Below are 15,093 nucleotides of genomic sequence, written 5' to 3' on the forward strand. Positions count from 1 at the left end.
GGCGCGGGCTCCTCGGGCGGAGGCGCGGGCTCCTCCGGCGGGGGCTCCACGGGCTTGGGCTCCGGGCGCGGACGACGGGGCGAGGGCGGCGGCGGCGCCTTGACCTCGGCGGCGAGCTGAACGGGCTCCTCGGCCGGCTCGGTGGGGTCCACGTACAGGAAGCGGGTGGCGCCCACCTCCAACTCGTCCCCGTCCTTGAGCTGCCGGCGGTTGACCCGCTTCTTGTTCACCTTGATGCCATTGCGGCTGCCCAGGTCCTCCACGTGCGTGCCGGACCAGTCGCGGCGCACCTTGGCGTGCTTCCGGGAGACCAGGTCATCCTTGAGGATGATGTCCGCGTCCTTCTCATCGCGGCCCAGGATGACTTCCTTCGCGTCCCCCAGCTCGATGCGCTCGCCTTCGCGAGGCCCGTTCATGAAGCGCAGGTAGCGCTCCTCGCCGCCGCCGGCCAGGCCGCGCATGGCGTCCTTCACCATGCCCCGGGCGATGAAGGACGTCTTCTCCCCGCCGGCTTCGACGCTCAGGTCCATCACCCGCTCGAAGCGGACGTCGAACGTGGCGATGGCGATGACGTCGCCGTTGCGCAGCAGCCGCTTCTCGCCCTTGGGCACGGGCTTGCCGTTGATCTGCGTGCCGTACGAGCTGCCCAGGTCCTCCACGAAGAAGAGCGTCCCGTCCTGGCAGATGCGCGCATGGTTGCGCGACACCGCTTGCTGGGCGAGCACGACCTGACAGGCCTTGTCGCGGCCCAGGGTGATGACCGCGTCGTCGAGGACGAACTCGGTGCTCTGGGCCGCGCCGGCCTCGCTGCGCTGCGTGACGGTGAGACGAACGCTCATCGAAAGGGAGGGGAGTCGGGGAGGCGGGACATCAGAACGTCGCGTCGCTCAGGAATCTCTCACACGTCTGGTACTCCGTGGGGAATTCCTCAGACGTCCCGTACTTCAGGAAGTTCTTGCAGGCGATCTGCGCGTGCTCGCGCTTGTGGGCTTCGAAGAAGAGCTCGTAGAGGCCGTAGTGGCAGGCGGCGAACTTCGCGTCCAGCTTGACGCACTTGCGGTAGGTGGACTCCTCCTCCGCAAGCAGGCCCTTCTCCCGGTATTGACGCGCGAGCATGAACAGCGCGGGCGCGGAGTTCTCCGCCTGCTGCGTGTCCTTGATCTCCTTGAAGGCCGCGTCGGTGAGGGCCGCCTTGCGCTGGGCCAGGGACAGGTTGTTGATGCAGCTGCTGTTGCTGGGGTCCAGCTGGGCGCAGTTGGCGAAGGCCTCACGCGCTTCTGGGAAGCGGCCCAGCTCCATGAACGCGGTGCCCAGGTCGTGCCACAGCAGGGGCGAGTCCTGCACCAGCTGCGTGGCTCGGGAGAGGTGCTCGCCAGCCGCGTCGTATTCACCTTCCGAATAGGCGATGACGCCCAGGGTGTGGTGCGCGTCGGCGATGCCGGGGTTGACGGCCAGGAGCGTGCGCAGCTCCTTCTTGGATTCGTCCATCTTCCCCATCTTCATCAGGGAGAGGGCCAGGTTGTAGCGCGACTCCAGGTTGTCCGGGTTGACCTTCAGGGCCCGGCGGAAGTTGTCGTGCGCCTTCCCGTACGCGCCTTCCTGCATGTAGATGGCGCCGAGGTTCTGGTACGCCTGGAGGTGCTCCTGGTTGTAGCGCAGGGCCTTGATGAAGTGCTTCTTCGCGTCATCCTGGCGGCCCGAGTACATGGCGATGAGGCCCTTGTTGGACCAGAGGTCTGCGTACTGGGGAGAGAACTCCAGGCCCAAATCACAGAACGTCTCCGCGCGGGTCAGGTCGCCCTTGGCCATCTCTTGCGAGCACAGCTCATTGTTGATGAGCGCCCGCTCGTGGGGCGGCGGGGTCCGGACGCAGGCGACGAAGGGCAGGGCGGAGACCAGGGACAGCGCAGCAACAAGTCGGCGGGCACGCATGGCGGGGCGAGTGTAGGAGAGCGCCCGCGCCCAGGCAACGCCCGGAGTGGCTTGAATCCAGGCTGTTTTCCGGGGGTTACGCCGGTAGAGTCGCGGCCCATGCGTACCCTGCTCTGCACCCTCGGCTTCACCCTGGCACTGCTGTCGGCCAGCCCCGCGCATGCCCAGTTCGCCAACCGCAGCCTGGGCCTGTCACTGGGCTACATGGACTTCAACCGGACGAACGGCCTGGATGACGCGTTCTTCGTGGGGATTGACGCCAGCCTCTACATCGAGAACGGCTTCGAGGTCGTCTCGCTGTCGAAGCTTGCGTTCCCTCGCGACACCACGGACCGCAACGAGCGGCGCGTGGTGGGCCTGGCGCCGTCCATTGGCATCCGGTACCTGCTGATGGAGGAGTCCATCCGCCCCTATGTGGGCTCCGACCTGAGCTACCTCATCGTCTTCAAGGACAGCGTCAGCAACTTCGTGGGCATTGGCCCCAACGTTGGCGTTGACTTCTTCGTGTCGGACTCGGTGAGCGTGGGCGCGCGCGCGCAGTACAACTTCTACATCGCGCTCAATGAGAAGACGCAGCGCACGCTCACGCTGTCTGTCGGCGCGGCGGCGTACTTCTAGCCTGTCCCTTGCGCGGGAGCAGGGCCGCGGCCACCAGCAGCGCCCACTTCTCGTCGGAGAGGTGAGCTGGCTTCTCCATGGCCAGCGCGTCCTGCAGCCGTGCCCCCAGCGCCGCGAACAGCCGGAGCCGCGCCTCCATGCGCAGCTCCTCGCGGCGCAGGGCCGCGGTCAGCACCACTTCCCGCTCCTCGCTGGACAGGCGCTTCACGCGCGACACGAAGAGCGGATCCGCCAGCAGCCCCTCTTCGCCGGGGGTCCCCAGGGCGGAGGGCACCTTCAGGCGCCGCTCGCGCACCACCAGCGTCCCCGCCAGCATGTCCCCCAGCCGCTGCTGGGAGCCGGACACGAGCGCGGTGAGCCCACCCACCAGGTAGAAGAGGGGCAGCCGGTCCACCGGACGCGCCAGGTTGCGCAGCGCCGCGTGGTAGAAGCCGATGCGCACGCCGCTCTCCTGGATGACCCGCAGCGACATCACCCGCTTGCCCACGGTGCGCCCGCTCCACACCGTCTCCAGCGTCATCGCGTAGCCCCAGTCCACCAGGAAGTAGATGACGATGGACAGCGCGCTGGCGAAGCCCGGGAAGGCGAACATCACCAGGCTGAGCGTCGTCAATATGGTGCCGGTGAGCAGCGTGACGATGATGGCGTCCAGCAGCCACGCCAGGAAGCGCGAGTACAGGCCCGCGAGCGTGAAGCGGAACTCCACGTACTCGGGGGTGAGCACCGTGTGGGTGCCGTCCAGCAGGGTGTCGGTGGCGGTCGTCACCGACACAGTCTAGCCGCGGCGGCGCGCGTGCGGGCGGGCTCGCGGCACCTTCATCGCGGCTCCAACGATTTCAGTGAGGGCGGCGGAAGTCGGGTGAAGGTGTCCGAAGTGACATGCCCGCCGTCCGGGGAGCAGGCGGGCGGCACCTCGCACGACAGCGCTATTCAAGGGGCGAGAGGGCGTGGAGTAGGCTGCCGCGCACTCGCACCGTGCCCCCCTCCGACTCCTCATCATGGAACCGCCGCCTGTTGCCGGCGGCAGCCTTTCAGTTCGCGCTCATCGCAGGGGTGACGCAGCTGAAGACGGCCTCCAACGCCCTGGTGCTGTCGCGCTTCGAGTCCCAGGCGCTGCCGTACCTGTACCTGCTGGGCGCGTTGATGACGGCGGCCATGACGGTGCTGCCGCGCTCCAAGCCGGGCTCGCCCTTCGAGTCCCCGGGCCTGCTGACGGGCATGGGCGGCGTGGTGGCGCTGGTGCTGGCGGGGGCCCTGTCCGCGGGGCAGCGCATGCCCGCGCTGGCGCTGTACCTCTTCGCGGACACCTTCTCCACGTTCGTGTCCTTCCGCTTCTGGGGGCGCATGGCGGCTGCGTTCGACGCGCGGGAGGCGCGCCGGGCCTTCACCGCGCTCAACGGCTTCGGCATGGGCGGAGGCATCGCCGGAGGGCTGCTGGTGCAGGGCCTGGCGGTGAAGCTGGGCACGCCGGCCATCGTGGTGAGCGGCGCCGTGGGCCTGCTGGCCGCGGGCGCCATCTTCCACCACCTGTACAAGGGCCTGCCGCCCACGCCGCCGCGCGGACGCCCCGCGTCCTTCCTGGGGCTGCGCTATCTGGCGGAGAGCCCCTACGCCCAGGTGCTGGCGGCGCTGGGCATCGCGTTCGCGGTGCTGTCGTCGTTCGTGGACTACCTCTTCCGGCTGCGCCTGGAGGGCACGCTGAGCGAGGACGCGCTGACGGCGCTCTTCGGTTCGCTCCAGCTGTGGATTGGCCTGTTCTGCGTGGCCTTCCAGTTACTGGTGGCGCAGCGCCTGCTGAAGCGGCTGGGGCTGCTGCGCTACGTGGCGATGGTGCCGCTCGTCCTCGCGCCGCTGGCGGGCGCGGCGCTCGTCACGCCCAGCTTGTGGCCGGTGCACCTGCTGCGGCTGGTGGAGACGGCGGTGAGCTACTCCATCCTCCCGGTGGGCATCCAGCTGCTCTACACCGCGGTGCCGGACGACCAACGCGAGGGCCTGCGCGCCACGGTGGATGGGCTGCTGCGCAAGGGCGGCGTGGTGCTGGCCGGTCTGCTGCTCATCGGCGCGGGCCGCGCGGCCAACGGCGTCACCATGGCGGTGGCGGTGGTGGGCATGTGCGCGGCGCTGGGGCTGCTGCTGGTGCGGCTGAAGTCCGCGTACGTGGCCGCGCTGGGCGAGCAGGTGGGCGCGCCCGAGGAAGAGGACGTGGCGCTGGAGGGCGAGGAGGAGCAGCGGCTGCTGGCCGAGGCCCTGGCGGCGCCTTCTCCGGAGCGGGTGCTGCGGGCGGTGGCGATGATGGAGCAGGCGGAGGTGCCGCTGCGGCCGCACCTGTCCGCGCTGCTGCGCCACCCGCACGAGCGCGTGCTGGAGCGCGGCGTCTCCCTGGCCCTGGAGCTGGAGGCGCACGAGCTGGCGCCAGTGCTGGAGCGGCTGGTGGAGGAAGGGCCGCGCCGGCCTCGGGACCAGGCCGTGTGGGCCCTGGCGCGGCTGTCGCCGGAGCGGGCGGAGCGCCTGCTGCCCGCGCTGCTGAATCACCCGGACGTGGGGCTGCGCTGCGCGGCCATCGGCGCGCTGGTGAAGTCGACGGGGAGCGCCGTGGCGCTGGACGCGCTGCGGGCGATGTTGTCGCGCGGCGAGGGCGCGCCGGTGTCCGAGCGCCGCGAGGTGGCGCGGCTCCTGGGGCGCATCCAGGACTCACGCTTCGCGGAGCCGCTGGCGCGCTACCTGGAGGACGCGGACGGCTCCGTGCGGCACGTGGCGCTGGTCGCGGTGGGCAAGGGTGGCTACGCGGAGCTGGCGCCCCGGCTGCTGCCGTTCCTCACCTGGCGCGAGGAGCGCAAGGCGGCGCGCGAGGCGCTGGTGGCGCTGGGAGACGAGGTGACGCCGCTGGTGGAGGACCAGCTCAACAACCGCGTGGCGCCGCTGGCGATGCGGCTGCAACTGCCCCGCGTGCTGCGCGGCATCGGAACCCCGGCGGCGCTGGACGCGCTGCTGTTCTCCAACGTGCGCGACGACGCGTCCCTCCACTTCCGGATTGGCGCGCAGATGTCGCGCCTGCGCGACGAGCACCCCGAGCACCCCGTGGACGCGGAGCGCGTGCGTGAAGCCCTGGGCCGGCGGCGCGAGGTCTACCGCAACCTGGTGGGCGCCTTCCGCGACCTGCGCGCGGCGCTGGGGGATGGCTCGCTGCTCACGCGCGCGGTGGGCGACCGGATGGACCAGGCGTTGGAGCTGTGCTTCTTCCTCCTGGGGCTGCTCCATCCGTCGCACGTGATGCGCGGCATCCACTACAACCTGGTGGGTCCGGACCCGCGCCGTCGCGCGCTGGCGCTGGAGCTGTTGGAGAACCTGGTCGACGAAGAGGACCGGGAGCTGGTGATGGAGCAGGTGGAGGCGCACCACCGTGAGCTTCCGCCCGGCGCGCCCGGCCGGCTGTGGCGGCGGCTGGCGGCGCTGGTCCAGAGCGAGGACGGCGTGCTGCGCGCGTGTGCCCGCCATGTGGCGTGGGTGAACGGGCTGCACGTGCTCCCGCAGGAAGGTGACATGAGCGACAGGACAGTCCAGCGGATGTTCGCGCTGGAAGGGGTGAGTGTCTTCTCCCAGTGCGACGTGGACGACATCGCCGCCATCGCCGCCGTGGCTCGCGAGGCGTCGTTCCGCGCGGGCGAGCGCATCTACGCCCAGGGTGACCCGGGCGACGCGCTCTACGTCATCGTCGACGGCGCCGTGGATGCCTTCCACGACGGCGAGCACGTGCTGCGCTTCCAGGGCAAGCAGGCCTTCGGCGAGGTGAGCCTGCTCGACGGCGCGCCGCGTCCCACGGACATGGTGGCCGGGGTGGATACGCGGGTGCTCATCATCGACCGGCGTGACTTCCTGGACTTGCTCGCGGACCGGCCGGAGCTGCTGACGGGCTTCTTCCGCGCGGTGAGCCTGCAGCTCCAGGCGCTCATCGACCTGCCGGACTCGCGCGAGACGGGCGAGCGGCTGGAGATGACGGCGCCGCTGGGCCCCCTGGCGCCGCCGCTGCCGGATGGGCCCGCGCCGGATGGGAACGACGACCGCTCGCGCGACGACTCCTGAGCCGGGCGGCGCGGGGGGCGCCCCCTCCCGTCACCACACGTCGGCGGGGCGGGGCACCTCGGCTTCGGGCGGAGAGGCGTTCGCACCGGCGGCGAGCGCCTTTCTGGCCGCGGCCACGTCCTCCTCCAGCAGGTGCGCGGAGGCGACGGGGATGAGCGGCCGGACGAAGAACTTCATGGGCGGGAAGGAGCCCATGAAGCGGACCACGCCCAGCCCGGCGAACACCCAGGGGTATCGCTCCGTGCTGGAGATGGGCGCGAAGACCTCCTCCGTGCGCCGTCCCCAGGACGCGCCATACCGTTGGAGCGCGCCCCACCGCAGACCCGGCACGCGCGTGGTGAGCACCGTCCACCCCCGCAGGAACCAGGGTGGCCGCGTGGGCCCCGCGGACGGCTCCCAGGCCCGCGCGCTCTTGGCGGCGGTGAAGACCACCCACCACCACGCGCTCCAGGCGGTGAACAGGGCCGTGAAGGCGAAACGGGAAGCGAACATGAGCGGGACGGTGAGCAGCACCAGCGCCGGCACCCCCACCATGAGCAGCAGGAAGGCCCGCCAGCGGCGCTTCAGCTTCTTGCGCAGCCACGGGACATTGAGGCGCACGCGCGGCGGGAACTCCTCGTCCTCCGGCTCCAACCCCGTGAGCAGGCTGGCCTTGCGGGAGATGGCGTCGTGGTAGTCCCGCGACAGGGCGATGACCACCCACTGCGCCAACTGCAGCGCGGCGAACAGCGCCGCCCAGAAGGCCAGGCCCCACACGGAGAAGCCCCTCACCCTCCAGATGCTCTCTGCGTGAGCAGGTGCCTGGGCGTCCTCACCGGTGGGTGTGTCCTTCGCCAAGGCCTCCGGCTCCACTTCCTTCGTGGCCTCCATCACCAGCGCGGTGATGGCCGTCGCCAGGGACGTGCCCGCGTCGGCCCCCTGGGCCGCGGCCTCCACGTCCCGGATGCGCTGCTCCAGCCGCGCTTCAGGACCTGGGGGCGCCTCCTTCTTGGCGTGCTGGGCGACGAGGACCTCGGCGACTTTTTGAACCCGCGCTGCCCTGGCGCGCGCCTCGGCTCGGGACTCCCGCTTGCTGGCGCTTTCCGCCGCCTCAGTTCCGGAAGTCATGCAACTCAAGGCCAATGCCAACGCTGCAATGGATTGGAGAAACCCGACACGGATGTATTGTTTGCGCGCGATCGGATCGCCCAGCAGCGCTCCACCGATGTGGAACGGCAGGCCCATGCCGTAGAAGAACTGGCGCAGGCGGCCTTCGGGCGGTTTCCGGTCTTTCAAGGAAAAGTGACGCGCACCCGCGCTCACCTCTCCCCAGAGCTCGCGTGCCCGGGCTTCGCCCTGGCTGGCGAACCCCTGCTCTGTGTGCTTGTGAACTTTGCCTTCGGGTGAGGAACCGCCGTGCGGCGTGTCGCTGTCAGCCACGTGTCTCAGCGTAGCACGAGCCGAGTTGTGCTAAAGGCGCACTTGTGAGCGCGAACCCTCTCCGTCCTCGTCCCTTCCGCCAGCCGCTGTCCGGCGTGCTGGTCCTCGCCCTCGGTGCCATCGCCGGCTGCGAGAAGAGCAATCCCACTCCTCCCCCGGCCGCCGCGCCGGTAGCCAAGGCGCCCGCTGCTCCGACTGAAGTCACGCTGCTCGTGACGGGTGGCGCGTTCGGCCAGCTCCAGCCCTCAGAGGGCAAGGGCGGCGCCGCGGAGCTGCTCGGCCGCTGGGTGGCCGATGAGAAGCACTGTCCCGGTCCCGTGAAGGATGGCCAGCCCACCTGCGCGGACGCCAGCACGCTGGCGCTCGCCACGGGTGACCACTGGAACGGCCCGGCCATCTCCTCCTTCTTCCTGGGCACGCCCACGGCCGAGGTCATGGGCCGCATGGGCTACGCCGCCTCCGCCCTGGGCAACCATGAGCTGGCCTTCGGCAAGGAGGCCTTCCTCAAGAACCGCAGCGCGGGCGGCTTCCCGTTCCTCGCCGCGAACCTCAAGGTGAAGGACCCGGCGCTGGCGGGCGACCTGTCCATGCCGGCGTTCCAGCTCTTCGAGCGCCGCGGCCTCAAGATTGGCGTGGTGGGCCTGGCGTCCGAGAAGACGGTCCGCACCGCCATGCCCGGCCGCGCGGATGGCCTGGAGGTGACGGGCTACGAGGAGGCGCTCACCACCGCCATTCCCGAGGCCCGCAAGGCCGGCGCGGACGTGGTCGTGGTGCTCGCCGACGAGTGCGTCACCGACCTGCAGCCCGCGGTGGCGAAGCACCCCGAGTGGAACGTGGCGCTGGTGGCCGGTGGCCGCTGCGCGCAGCCCGTCGACCTGAAGGACGGCGCGACCCGCTTCGTGTCGCTGGACCGTGGCTTCGGCAAGTACCTGCGCGCGCACGTCACCTTCGACCCGGCGAAGCCCGCGGGTGAGAAGCTGACCGGCCTGGAGACGAAGGTCGTCGAGGTGTCGGGCGGCTCGCCGGACGCGGAGACGGCGCAGCTGGTGGGCAAGTGGAAGTCGCAGCTGGACGAGGCGCTGGGCCAGCAGATTGGCTTCTCCAAGGCCGGCATCCCCCAGTCGTCGCCGCAGATGGCGAAGTGGGTCGCGGGCGCGGTGCGCAACGTGCTCGGCACGGACGCGGCCGTCCTCAACAGCGGCGGCATCCGCGGCGACCTGCCCGCCGGCCCGGTGACTCGCGGCAGCATCTACTCGGTGATGCCCTTCGAGAACACGCTCCTCGTGGTGAAGCTGAAGGGCGAGGACCTGGCCCGTCAGCTGGCCAACCCGAACGCGCTCGTCTCCGGCTTCACGGCCGCGGGCAAGGGCAAGTTCAAGGACGCCAAGGGCAAGGCCCTGGACCCGAAGAAGGAGTACTCGGTCGCCACGGTGGAGTACCTCTACTTCGGCGGTGACGGCTTCGAGTTCGAGAAGCTGGCCCCCGAGCCCACGGAGACGGGCATGGCGTGGCAGACGCCGGTGGTGGACTGGACCAAGGACCAGTCGAGCAGCGAGAAGAAGCCCCTGGAGAAGCTGCTGAAGTAGTCCTCGCCGTCTTTCCGCAGGACCCCGAAGCGCCGGAGGAGCCCACCTGGGCCCTTCCGGCGCTTCGTCGTTTCAGCGGGGCCGAGGCCTCAGGGCGTGTCCAGGGTAGGCGCCGCGGCGGGGCGGGCATCGGGTCCGCACACGGCCTGGTAGCGGGCCAGCGTGTCGTGCACGGTCCGCCGCAGCCGCTGCGGCGTGCCTTCGTGGAGCATGTCCACCGCGAGCTGCTGGGCGTCCAGCGCCTCCGGGCAGCGGCCGAGCTGGAAGAGGAGGGTGGACCACGTGTCCAGCACCGACGCGTTTCCTGGCGCCAGCGACAGGGCCCGCTGGGCCGCCGTCAGGCCCTTCTGGGGCTGGGCCGTGCGCGCGTAGTAGCCGGCGAGCCCATTCTGGGCGCTCACGCTGCCGGGCAGCAACTCCACCGCGCGGAGCCTCGCGGCCTCCTGTTCGTCGGACGTGTTGCCCGCGGCGTCCAGCGCCCGCGCCAGGGCGTTCCACGCGTGCCCGCTGTCGGGGTGGCGCTCCACCAGCTCGCGTGCCACGGCGAGCCTGCGCAGCGGGTCCTCCGTGGAGCGGATGCGCAGCAGCATGGCGTCCACGTTGCCGGGCTCCTCGCGCGTGGCCTCCGCCATCTCCCGTTCGATGTGGGGCAGCCGCTCCTCCATGGGGGACGCGCCGGGCGTCATCAGGAAGAGCTGCGCGCGGATGGCGTGGACCTCGGCCGCGCGCATGGGGCGCGTCTGGAGCGGGCTCGTCACGGGCGCCAGCGGCGCGGTGATGGTGCGGTAGTTCATGTGGCCCGAGCGGCGCACGTAGCCGTTCAGCTCGCCGGCCAGGTCCTCCGCGCCGCGGAAGGCGGCCTCGAAGGCTCGCTGAGGCTCTTCGCCGTGCATGAGGCGCTTCTGGAAGTCCTCGAAGCGCGCGCCGTGCCGGCTGATGAAGAAGTGCACCCACAGCCACGAGGACGCGTAGTACTGCCGCGACTCGGCGGTGCCGAGCAGCCCCTTGCTGTCCCACTCCCAGAGCTCGTCGAGCGTGCGCCAGCCGTGCCGCCGCACCTGGTTGTAGAAGGCCCCGTGAATGCGCCCGAGGATGACCTCGCGCCGCTCCGGCCTGAGGGCGATGGTCTCCAGGTAGCTGGCCAGTCCCTCCGACAGCCAGCGCGGCTGGCGGACGAGCGCGAGCTCGGAGAGGTAGTGCGTCAGCTCATGGGCCTGGGTGGTGATGTCCGCGGTGGCCTCGCTGAGCGCGTAGGCGTGCCCGGCCAGCACCAGCAGCGGGCCGTCCTCGGTGTGGGTGGAGAAGCCCTCGATGCGGATGTTGGTGAACTCCTCCAGCGCGCTGCGGTTGTGGAGGACGATGATGTCCACCGTGCCTGGCGGGTCGAAGCTGCCGCCCCAGGCCTGCAGCAGGCCTTCGCGGAGCAGCTCCAGCTCCTGGGCTGCTTCCTCGGCCGTCTCCGCGTCCAGGTTGGTGCGGACGGTGAAGTGGGGACTGCGCACCTCCACCCAGGGGCGGCCTCCCTCCAGGGGACACAGGGCGCGCATGCTCGTGCATCCCGACAACAGGGCGAGCAGCCATCCCAGGAGCACCATCCGACACGTCATGGCCCCCCGTTTTCCCACAAAGCGTCAGCGGAGGGCAGGGTGGCCCGCCGCGTCACTGGGGTAGAGTGCCGGCCCATGGAGATGGCGGAGTTCATCGAGTCCCGCAAGCCGCGCTGGGAGCAGTTGGAGTCGCTGCTGGACAGGTCCGAAGCCCACGGCCTGCGCGCGCTGAGCCTGGAGGACGCCAGGACGCTGGGCCGGCTGTACCGCGCCGTCTCCAGTGACTTGCTGTGGGTGCGCGCGCGCAGTGGCTCGGCGGACGTGAATGCCTACCTCAACGATTTGGTGGGCCGGGCGTACGCGTTGACGTACCCGGGCCGGCGCCCGCGCCTGGCGGACGTGTGGGGCTTCGTGGCACGGGGCTTCCCCGCGCTGATGCGGCGCGAGTGGCGGATGTACGTGGCGTCGCTGCTGATGCTGCTGGCGGGCGTGGGCTTCGGCTACGCGGGGATGATGGTGGACCCCGACGCGGCGCACTACCTGGTGCCCGCCGAGCACCTGAAGCTGGACCCCATCGAACGCGCGGCCAACGAGGCCGCGGGGGACGGCATGTCGGTGGGAGACCAGGCCCAGTTCACCACCTACCTCTTCACCCACAACATCCAGGTGGCCTTCCTGGCCTTCGCGCTGGGAATCACCGTGGGCCTGGGCACGGCCATCATGCTCTTCGTCAACGGCCTGTTCCTAGGCGCGCTCGCGCAAGTCTATGCGGCCAAGGGCATGGCGGGCTGGTTCTGGGCGTGGATTCTTCCGCACGGCATCCCGGAAATCACCGCCATCTGCATCGCGGGCGCCGCGGGGCTGGTGATTGCGCGAGGCATGGTGGCCCCGCGAGGACTGCCCCGTGGACAGGCGGTGCGACAGGAGGCGGTGACGGCGGTGCGGTTGCTGTTCGGCACGCTCGTCCTGTTCGTGCTCGCGGGCTTCATCGAGGGCACGGTGTCCCAGGTTCATCCGCCCAAGCTGTCGGTGGCGTTCAAGGTGTCCTTCGCGTTGACGGTGGGCGCGGGCGTGTACGCGTACCTGTTGTCGGATTGGCTGCGTGGGGGCCGCGCGGCGCCAGGGGGCGGCGTTGAGTCCGCCCATGGATGAGCGCCTGTGGCTGCCGCCGCTGCCTGGCGCGCCGGAGGTCCTCATCGAGTGTCCGCGCTTCTCCTTCGTGAAGCGCCGCGCGGACGGGGCGGTGGACTTCGTGTCGCCGCTGCCGTGCCCGTACAACTACGGCAGCATCCCGGGCCTCACGTCGGATGAAGGCGACCCGCTGGACGCCGTGGTGATGGGGCCCCGGCTGCCGCTGGGCCAGCGGCTTCGCGTGCCGGTGGTGGGCGTCATCGGCTTCGTGGACGCGGGGCGGGGAGACCCGAAGGTGGTGTGCGCCGCCGCGCCCCTGACAGCCGCCGAGCGCGCGGGCCTGGAGCGCTTCTTCCGCGTCTACGCCCGCTTCAAGCAGGTGCTGCACCGCGTGCGGGGCAACGTCCCGGACACCCGCTTCACGGGGTGGTTGCCGCTGCCCGCCCCGGTGCCGGACGTGGCCCCGGGCGCTACAGCGCGCCGCGCGCCTTGATGTCCAGGTAGCGGTTGACGGCGGCCAGGCTCAGCTCATCCGGCTGCACGTCGAGCATCTGCACGCCGCCCTGGCTCACCCGCGCCTTGAGCACCTCGCGGTCGGTGAGCAGCTCGGAGGCCACCGCGTGCTGGAAGGCCTCTTCCGGGCTGGGCGGCGGCGTGCGCAGCAGCTTCTGGAGCGCGGTGTCCTTCACCGACAGGCACAGGGGGACGTGACGCCGCGCCAGGCGGTGCAGCGGGGCCACCATGGTGGAGGCCTGCTCCTCGTCCAGGAAGTCGGTGAAGACACACAGCAGGCTGCGGCGCGTGAGGCGGAGGTTCAGCTCCTTGAAGAGCGCCAGGTAGTCCACGTACGTGAGGCTGGGCGTGGTGCCGTAGAGCGTGTCCACGATCTTCCGGTACTGCGTGCGCCCGGCCGCGGGCGGCAGGTAGGCCTTCACGCCGTCCGCGAAGACGGCCAGCCCCACGCGGTCCCCGTTGCGCACGGCCACGAAGGCCAGGAAGAGGGCCGCGTTCACCGCGTGGTCCAGCTTGGTGAGCCCGTCCACCTGCGCGGCCATGGAGCGGCCCGCGTCCACACAGATGAGGATGGACTGCGAGCGCTCCGACTCCAGCACGCGCGTCACCGGCCGCCCCCGGCGCGCGGTGGCCTTCCAGTCCACGTCCCGCACGCTGTCACCCTGGGCGTAGTCGCGCAGGCGGGCGAACTCGCTGCCGCGCCCGTCCCGCCGCAGCTGCCGCAGGCCCAGGTTGACCAGGTCCAGCGCCGCGCCCGACAGCAGCAGTCGGTTGGCGCCGCGCAGGTCCGGGTACACGGCGATGTCCTGCGCCGCGGGGAACACGCGCTCGTGGGACACCAGCCCCAGCGGCCCGCGCACGCGGACGTGCACGTCTCCGAACTGGAAGCGGCCCCGCTTCACGGGCGTCACCCGGTACACCCAGCGCGACTCGCTCCGCGCGGGCAGGTGCAGCGGGGCCTCGTCCGGCGTGGCGGCGAAGCCGTCCGGCACGTCGTCCCGGACGCGCACCTGGACGGCGCCGTCGCCGCGGTGAATCAGCCGCACCACCACCTTGTTGGCCACGCCCACGTTGAGCCGCGCGGGGAGCACGCGGTGGACCTCCAGCCGGGCCCTGCGCGCGGTGAGCACGTCGAGCACCGCCAGCGCCAGCACCAGCGCGTCCAGCGCGAGCACGGCGCCGCCGATGCCGGGGCTGAAGCCCGCCAGCATCATCGGCAGCGCGAGCAGCGCCAGCAGCACCCAGAGGCGCGCGGTGGGAATCACCGGGGGACCTCGACGCCGCGCACCACCTCGCGCAGCACGTCCGTCGGCGTGGCCCCGTCCAGCTCCGCGTCCGGCGACAGCAGCAGGCGGTGCTTCAGCACGGGCGCCGCCAGGAAGCGCACGTCGTCCGGGGTGACGAAGCCGCGCCCGCGCAGCGCCGCCAGGGCCTTGGCCGCCAGCAGCAGGTGCACGCCCGCGCGAGGCCCGGCCCCCAGGCGGATGCGGCTGGAGGCGCGCGTGGCCGCCACCAGCTTTCGGACGTACGCCAGCACCGGCGGCTCCACCGTCACCTCATTCAGCGCGCCGCGCGCGGCCAGCAGCCCGTCCTTCGTCACCGCGGCGTTGACGCCCGCGCGCTGCAGGTCGCCTGAGTCGAAGCCCCGGTGCACGGCGGCCAGGATCGCGTCCTCCTCCTCCGGCGCGGGGTAGCCCACCTCGATTTTCAGCAGGAAGCGGTCGAGCTGCGCCTCGGGCAGTGGATAGGTGCCCTCGGACTCCACGGGGTTCTGCGTGGCGAACACGGTGAAGAGCGGGGAGAGCGACAGCACGCGGCCCTCCATGGACACCGAGCGCTCTTGCATCGCCTCCAGCAGCGCGGACTGCGTCTTCGCCGGGGCGCGGTTGATTTCGTCCGCCAGCAGCAGGTCCGTGAAGATGGGGCCGCGCACCAGCGTGAAGCCCTGCGTCTTCAAATCAAACACGCTGGTGCCCAGGATGTCCGCGGGCATCAGGTCCGGGGTGAACTGGATGCGCTTGAACTCCGCGCCGATGCTGCGCGACAGGGCCTTGGCCATCAGCGTCTTGGCCACGCCGGGCACGCCTTCCAGCAGGATGTGGCCACCGGCGATGAGGCCACAGAGCATCAGCTCCAGGGCCTCGTCCTGGCCGACCACGGCCTTGCGCACCTCGGACAGCACGGCCTCGCGGATGGCGTGGGCGGCCTGCACGGCGTTACCCGCCGGGGCGGGGGAGGGGACGGCCAGGGTGTCGTTCATGTCGTTT

13 protein-coding genes are annotated in these 15,093 nt (G+C 71.0%); 6 read left to right on the top strand and 7 right to left on the bottom strand.

Annotated elements, in window-relative coordinates; all coding sequences use genetic code 11:
* Positions 1-839 (bottom strand): FHA domain-containing protein (locus HV824_RS30980; protein WP_176424867.1); only part of this gene is annotated, 839 nt, incomplete at its 3' end.
* 31 nt (positions 840-870) lie between these two features.
* Positions 871-1,932 (bottom strand): lipopolysaccharide assembly protein LapB, encoded by a 1,062-nt coding sequence (locus tag HV824_RS30985; protein WP_255208484.1) that lies wholly within the window; start codon positions 1,930-1,932, stop codon positions 871-873.
* Between the two features lie 99 nt (positions 1,933-2,031).
* Between HV824_RS30985 and HV824_RS30990 the strand changes: the two genes are divergently transcribed.
* Complete coding sequence (locus tag HV824_RS30990) at positions 2,032-2,550, top strand: outer membrane beta-barrel protein (RefSeq protein ID WP_176420682.1); 519 nt, start codon at positions 2,032-2,034, stop codon at positions 2,548-2,550.
* Here the strand turns inward: HV824_RS30990 and HV824_RS30995 are convergent.
* Positions 2,516-3,322 (bottom strand): RDD family protein, encoded by an 807-nt coding sequence (locus HV824_RS30995; RefSeq protein WP_176420681.1) that lies wholly within the window; start codon positions 3,320-3,322, stop codon positions 2,516-2,518. The genes HV824_RS30990 and HV824_RS30995 overlap by 35 nt on opposite strands.
* 203 nt (positions 3,323-3,525) lie before the next feature.
* Between HV824_RS30995 and HV824_RS31000 the strand changes: the two genes are divergently transcribed.
* Positions 3,526-6,630 (top strand): cyclic nucleotide-binding domain-containing protein, encoded by a 3,105-nt coding sequence (locus HV824_RS31000; RefSeq protein ID WP_176420680.1) that lies wholly within the window; start codon positions 3,526-3,528, stop codon positions 6,628-6,630.
* A gap of 30 nt (positions 6,631-6,660) precedes the next feature.
* On the opposite strand, the gene HV824_RS31005 is transcribed toward HV824_RS31000, so the two are convergent.
* Positions 6,661-7,737: a hypothetical protein gene (locus HV824_RS31005; RefSeq protein ID WP_255208486.1), complete on the bottom strand. Its 1,077-nt coding sequence runs from the start codon at positions 7,735-7,737 to the stop codon at positions 6,661-6,663.
* Between the two features lie 33 nt (positions 7,738-7,770).
* Here HV824_RS31005 and HV824_RS37705 point away from each other — a divergent pair, with 33 nt between their 5' ends.
* On the top strand, positions 7,771-8,016 hold the full coding sequence (locus HV824_RS37705; RefSeq protein ID WP_255208487.1) for a hypothetical protein: 246 nt from the start codon (positions 7,771-7,773) through the stop codon (positions 8,014-8,016).
* A gap of 77 nt (positions 8,017-8,093) precedes the next feature.
* A complete protein-coding gene (locus HV824_RS31010) occupies positions 8,094-9,635 on the top strand; it encodes a bifunctional UDP-sugar hydrolase/5'-nucleotidase (protein ID WP_176420678.1) in 1,542 nt (513 codons plus the stop codon).
* An 89-nt stretch (positions 9,636-9,724) separates the two neighbouring features.
* Here the strand turns inward: HV824_RS31010 and HV824_RS31015 are convergent, their stop codons facing one another.
* Complete coding sequence (locus HV824_RS31015; RefSeq protein ID WP_176420677.1) at positions 9,725-11,230, bottom strand: hypothetical protein; 1,506 nt, start codon at positions 11,228-11,230, stop codon at positions 9,725-9,727.
* Between the two features lie 87 nt (positions 11,231-11,317).
* Here HV824_RS31015 and HV824_RS31020 point away from each other — a divergent pair, with 87 nt between their 5' ends.
* Together HV824_RS31020 and HV824_RS31025 are read left to right on the top strand one after the other, a co-directional pair.
* Positions 11,318-12,334 (top strand): stage II sporulation protein M, encoded by a 1,017-nt coding sequence (locus tag HV824_RS31020; RefSeq protein ID WP_176420676.1) that lies wholly within the window; start codon positions 11,318-11,320, stop codon positions 12,332-12,334.
* Positions 12,327-12,806, top strand: a complete 480-nt coding sequence (locus tag HV824_RS31025) for an inorganic diphosphatase (protein ID WP_176424869.1) — start codon at positions 12,327-12,329, stop codon at positions 12,804-12,806. The genes HV824_RS31020 and HV824_RS31025 overlap by 8 nt, the downstream gene beginning before the upstream one ends.
* Here the strand turns inward: HV824_RS31025 and HV824_RS31030 are convergent.
* Both HV824_RS31030 and HV824_RS31035 read right to left on the bottom strand, forming a co-directional pair.
* Positions 12,784-14,091, bottom strand: coding sequence for a DUF58 domain-containing protein (locus HV824_RS31030; RefSeq protein ID WP_176420674.1), 1,308 nt, complete (start codon positions 14,089-14,091; stop codon positions 12,784-12,786). The genes HV824_RS31025 and HV824_RS31030 overlap by 23 nt on opposite strands.
* A complete protein-coding gene (locus HV824_RS31035; protein ID WP_176420673.1) occupies positions 14,088-15,086 on the bottom strand; it encodes a MoxR family ATPase in 999 nt (332 codons plus the stop codon). Before HV824_RS31035 ends, HV824_RS31030 begins: the two co-directional genes overlap by 4 nt.
* Positions 15,087-15,093 lie beyond the last annotated feature (7 nt).

The sequence above is a fragment of the Myxococcus sp. AM009 genome, assembly GCF_013372605.1.
GTDB classification, from domain to species: Bacteria; Myxococcota; Myxococcia; order Myxococcales; family Myxococcaceae; genus Myxococcus; species Myxococcus vastator.

Coding starts and splice junctions, on each gene's coding strand:
- HV824_RS31020 (WP_176420676.1), top strand. CDS start 11,318: ATGGAGATGGCGGAGTTCATCGAGTCCCGCAAGCCGCGCTGGGAGCAG.
- HV824_RS31015 (WP_176420677.1), bottom strand. CDS start 11,230: ATGGTGCTCCTGGGATGGCTGCTCGCCCTGTTGTCGGGATGCACGAGC.
- HV824_RS30990 (WP_176420682.1), top strand. CDS start 2,032: ATGCGTACCCTGCTCTGCACCCTCGGCTTCACCCTGGCACTGCTGTCG.
- HV824_RS31035 (WP_176420673.1), bottom strand. CDS start 15,086: ATGAACGACACCCTGGCCGTCCCCTCCCCCGCCCCGGCGGGTAACGCC.
- HV824_RS31005 (WP_255208486.1), bottom strand. CDS start 7,737: ATGACTTCCGGAACTGAGGCGGCGGAAAGCGCCAGCAAGCGGGAGTCC.
- HV824_RS31025 (WP_176424869.1), top strand. CDS start 12,327: ATGGATGAGCGCCTGTGGCTGCCGCCGCTGCCTGGCGCGCCGGAGGTC.
- HV824_RS30985 (WP_255208484.1), bottom strand. CDS start 1,932: ATGCGTGCCCGCCGACTTGTTGCTGCGCTGTCCCTGGTCTCCGCCCTG.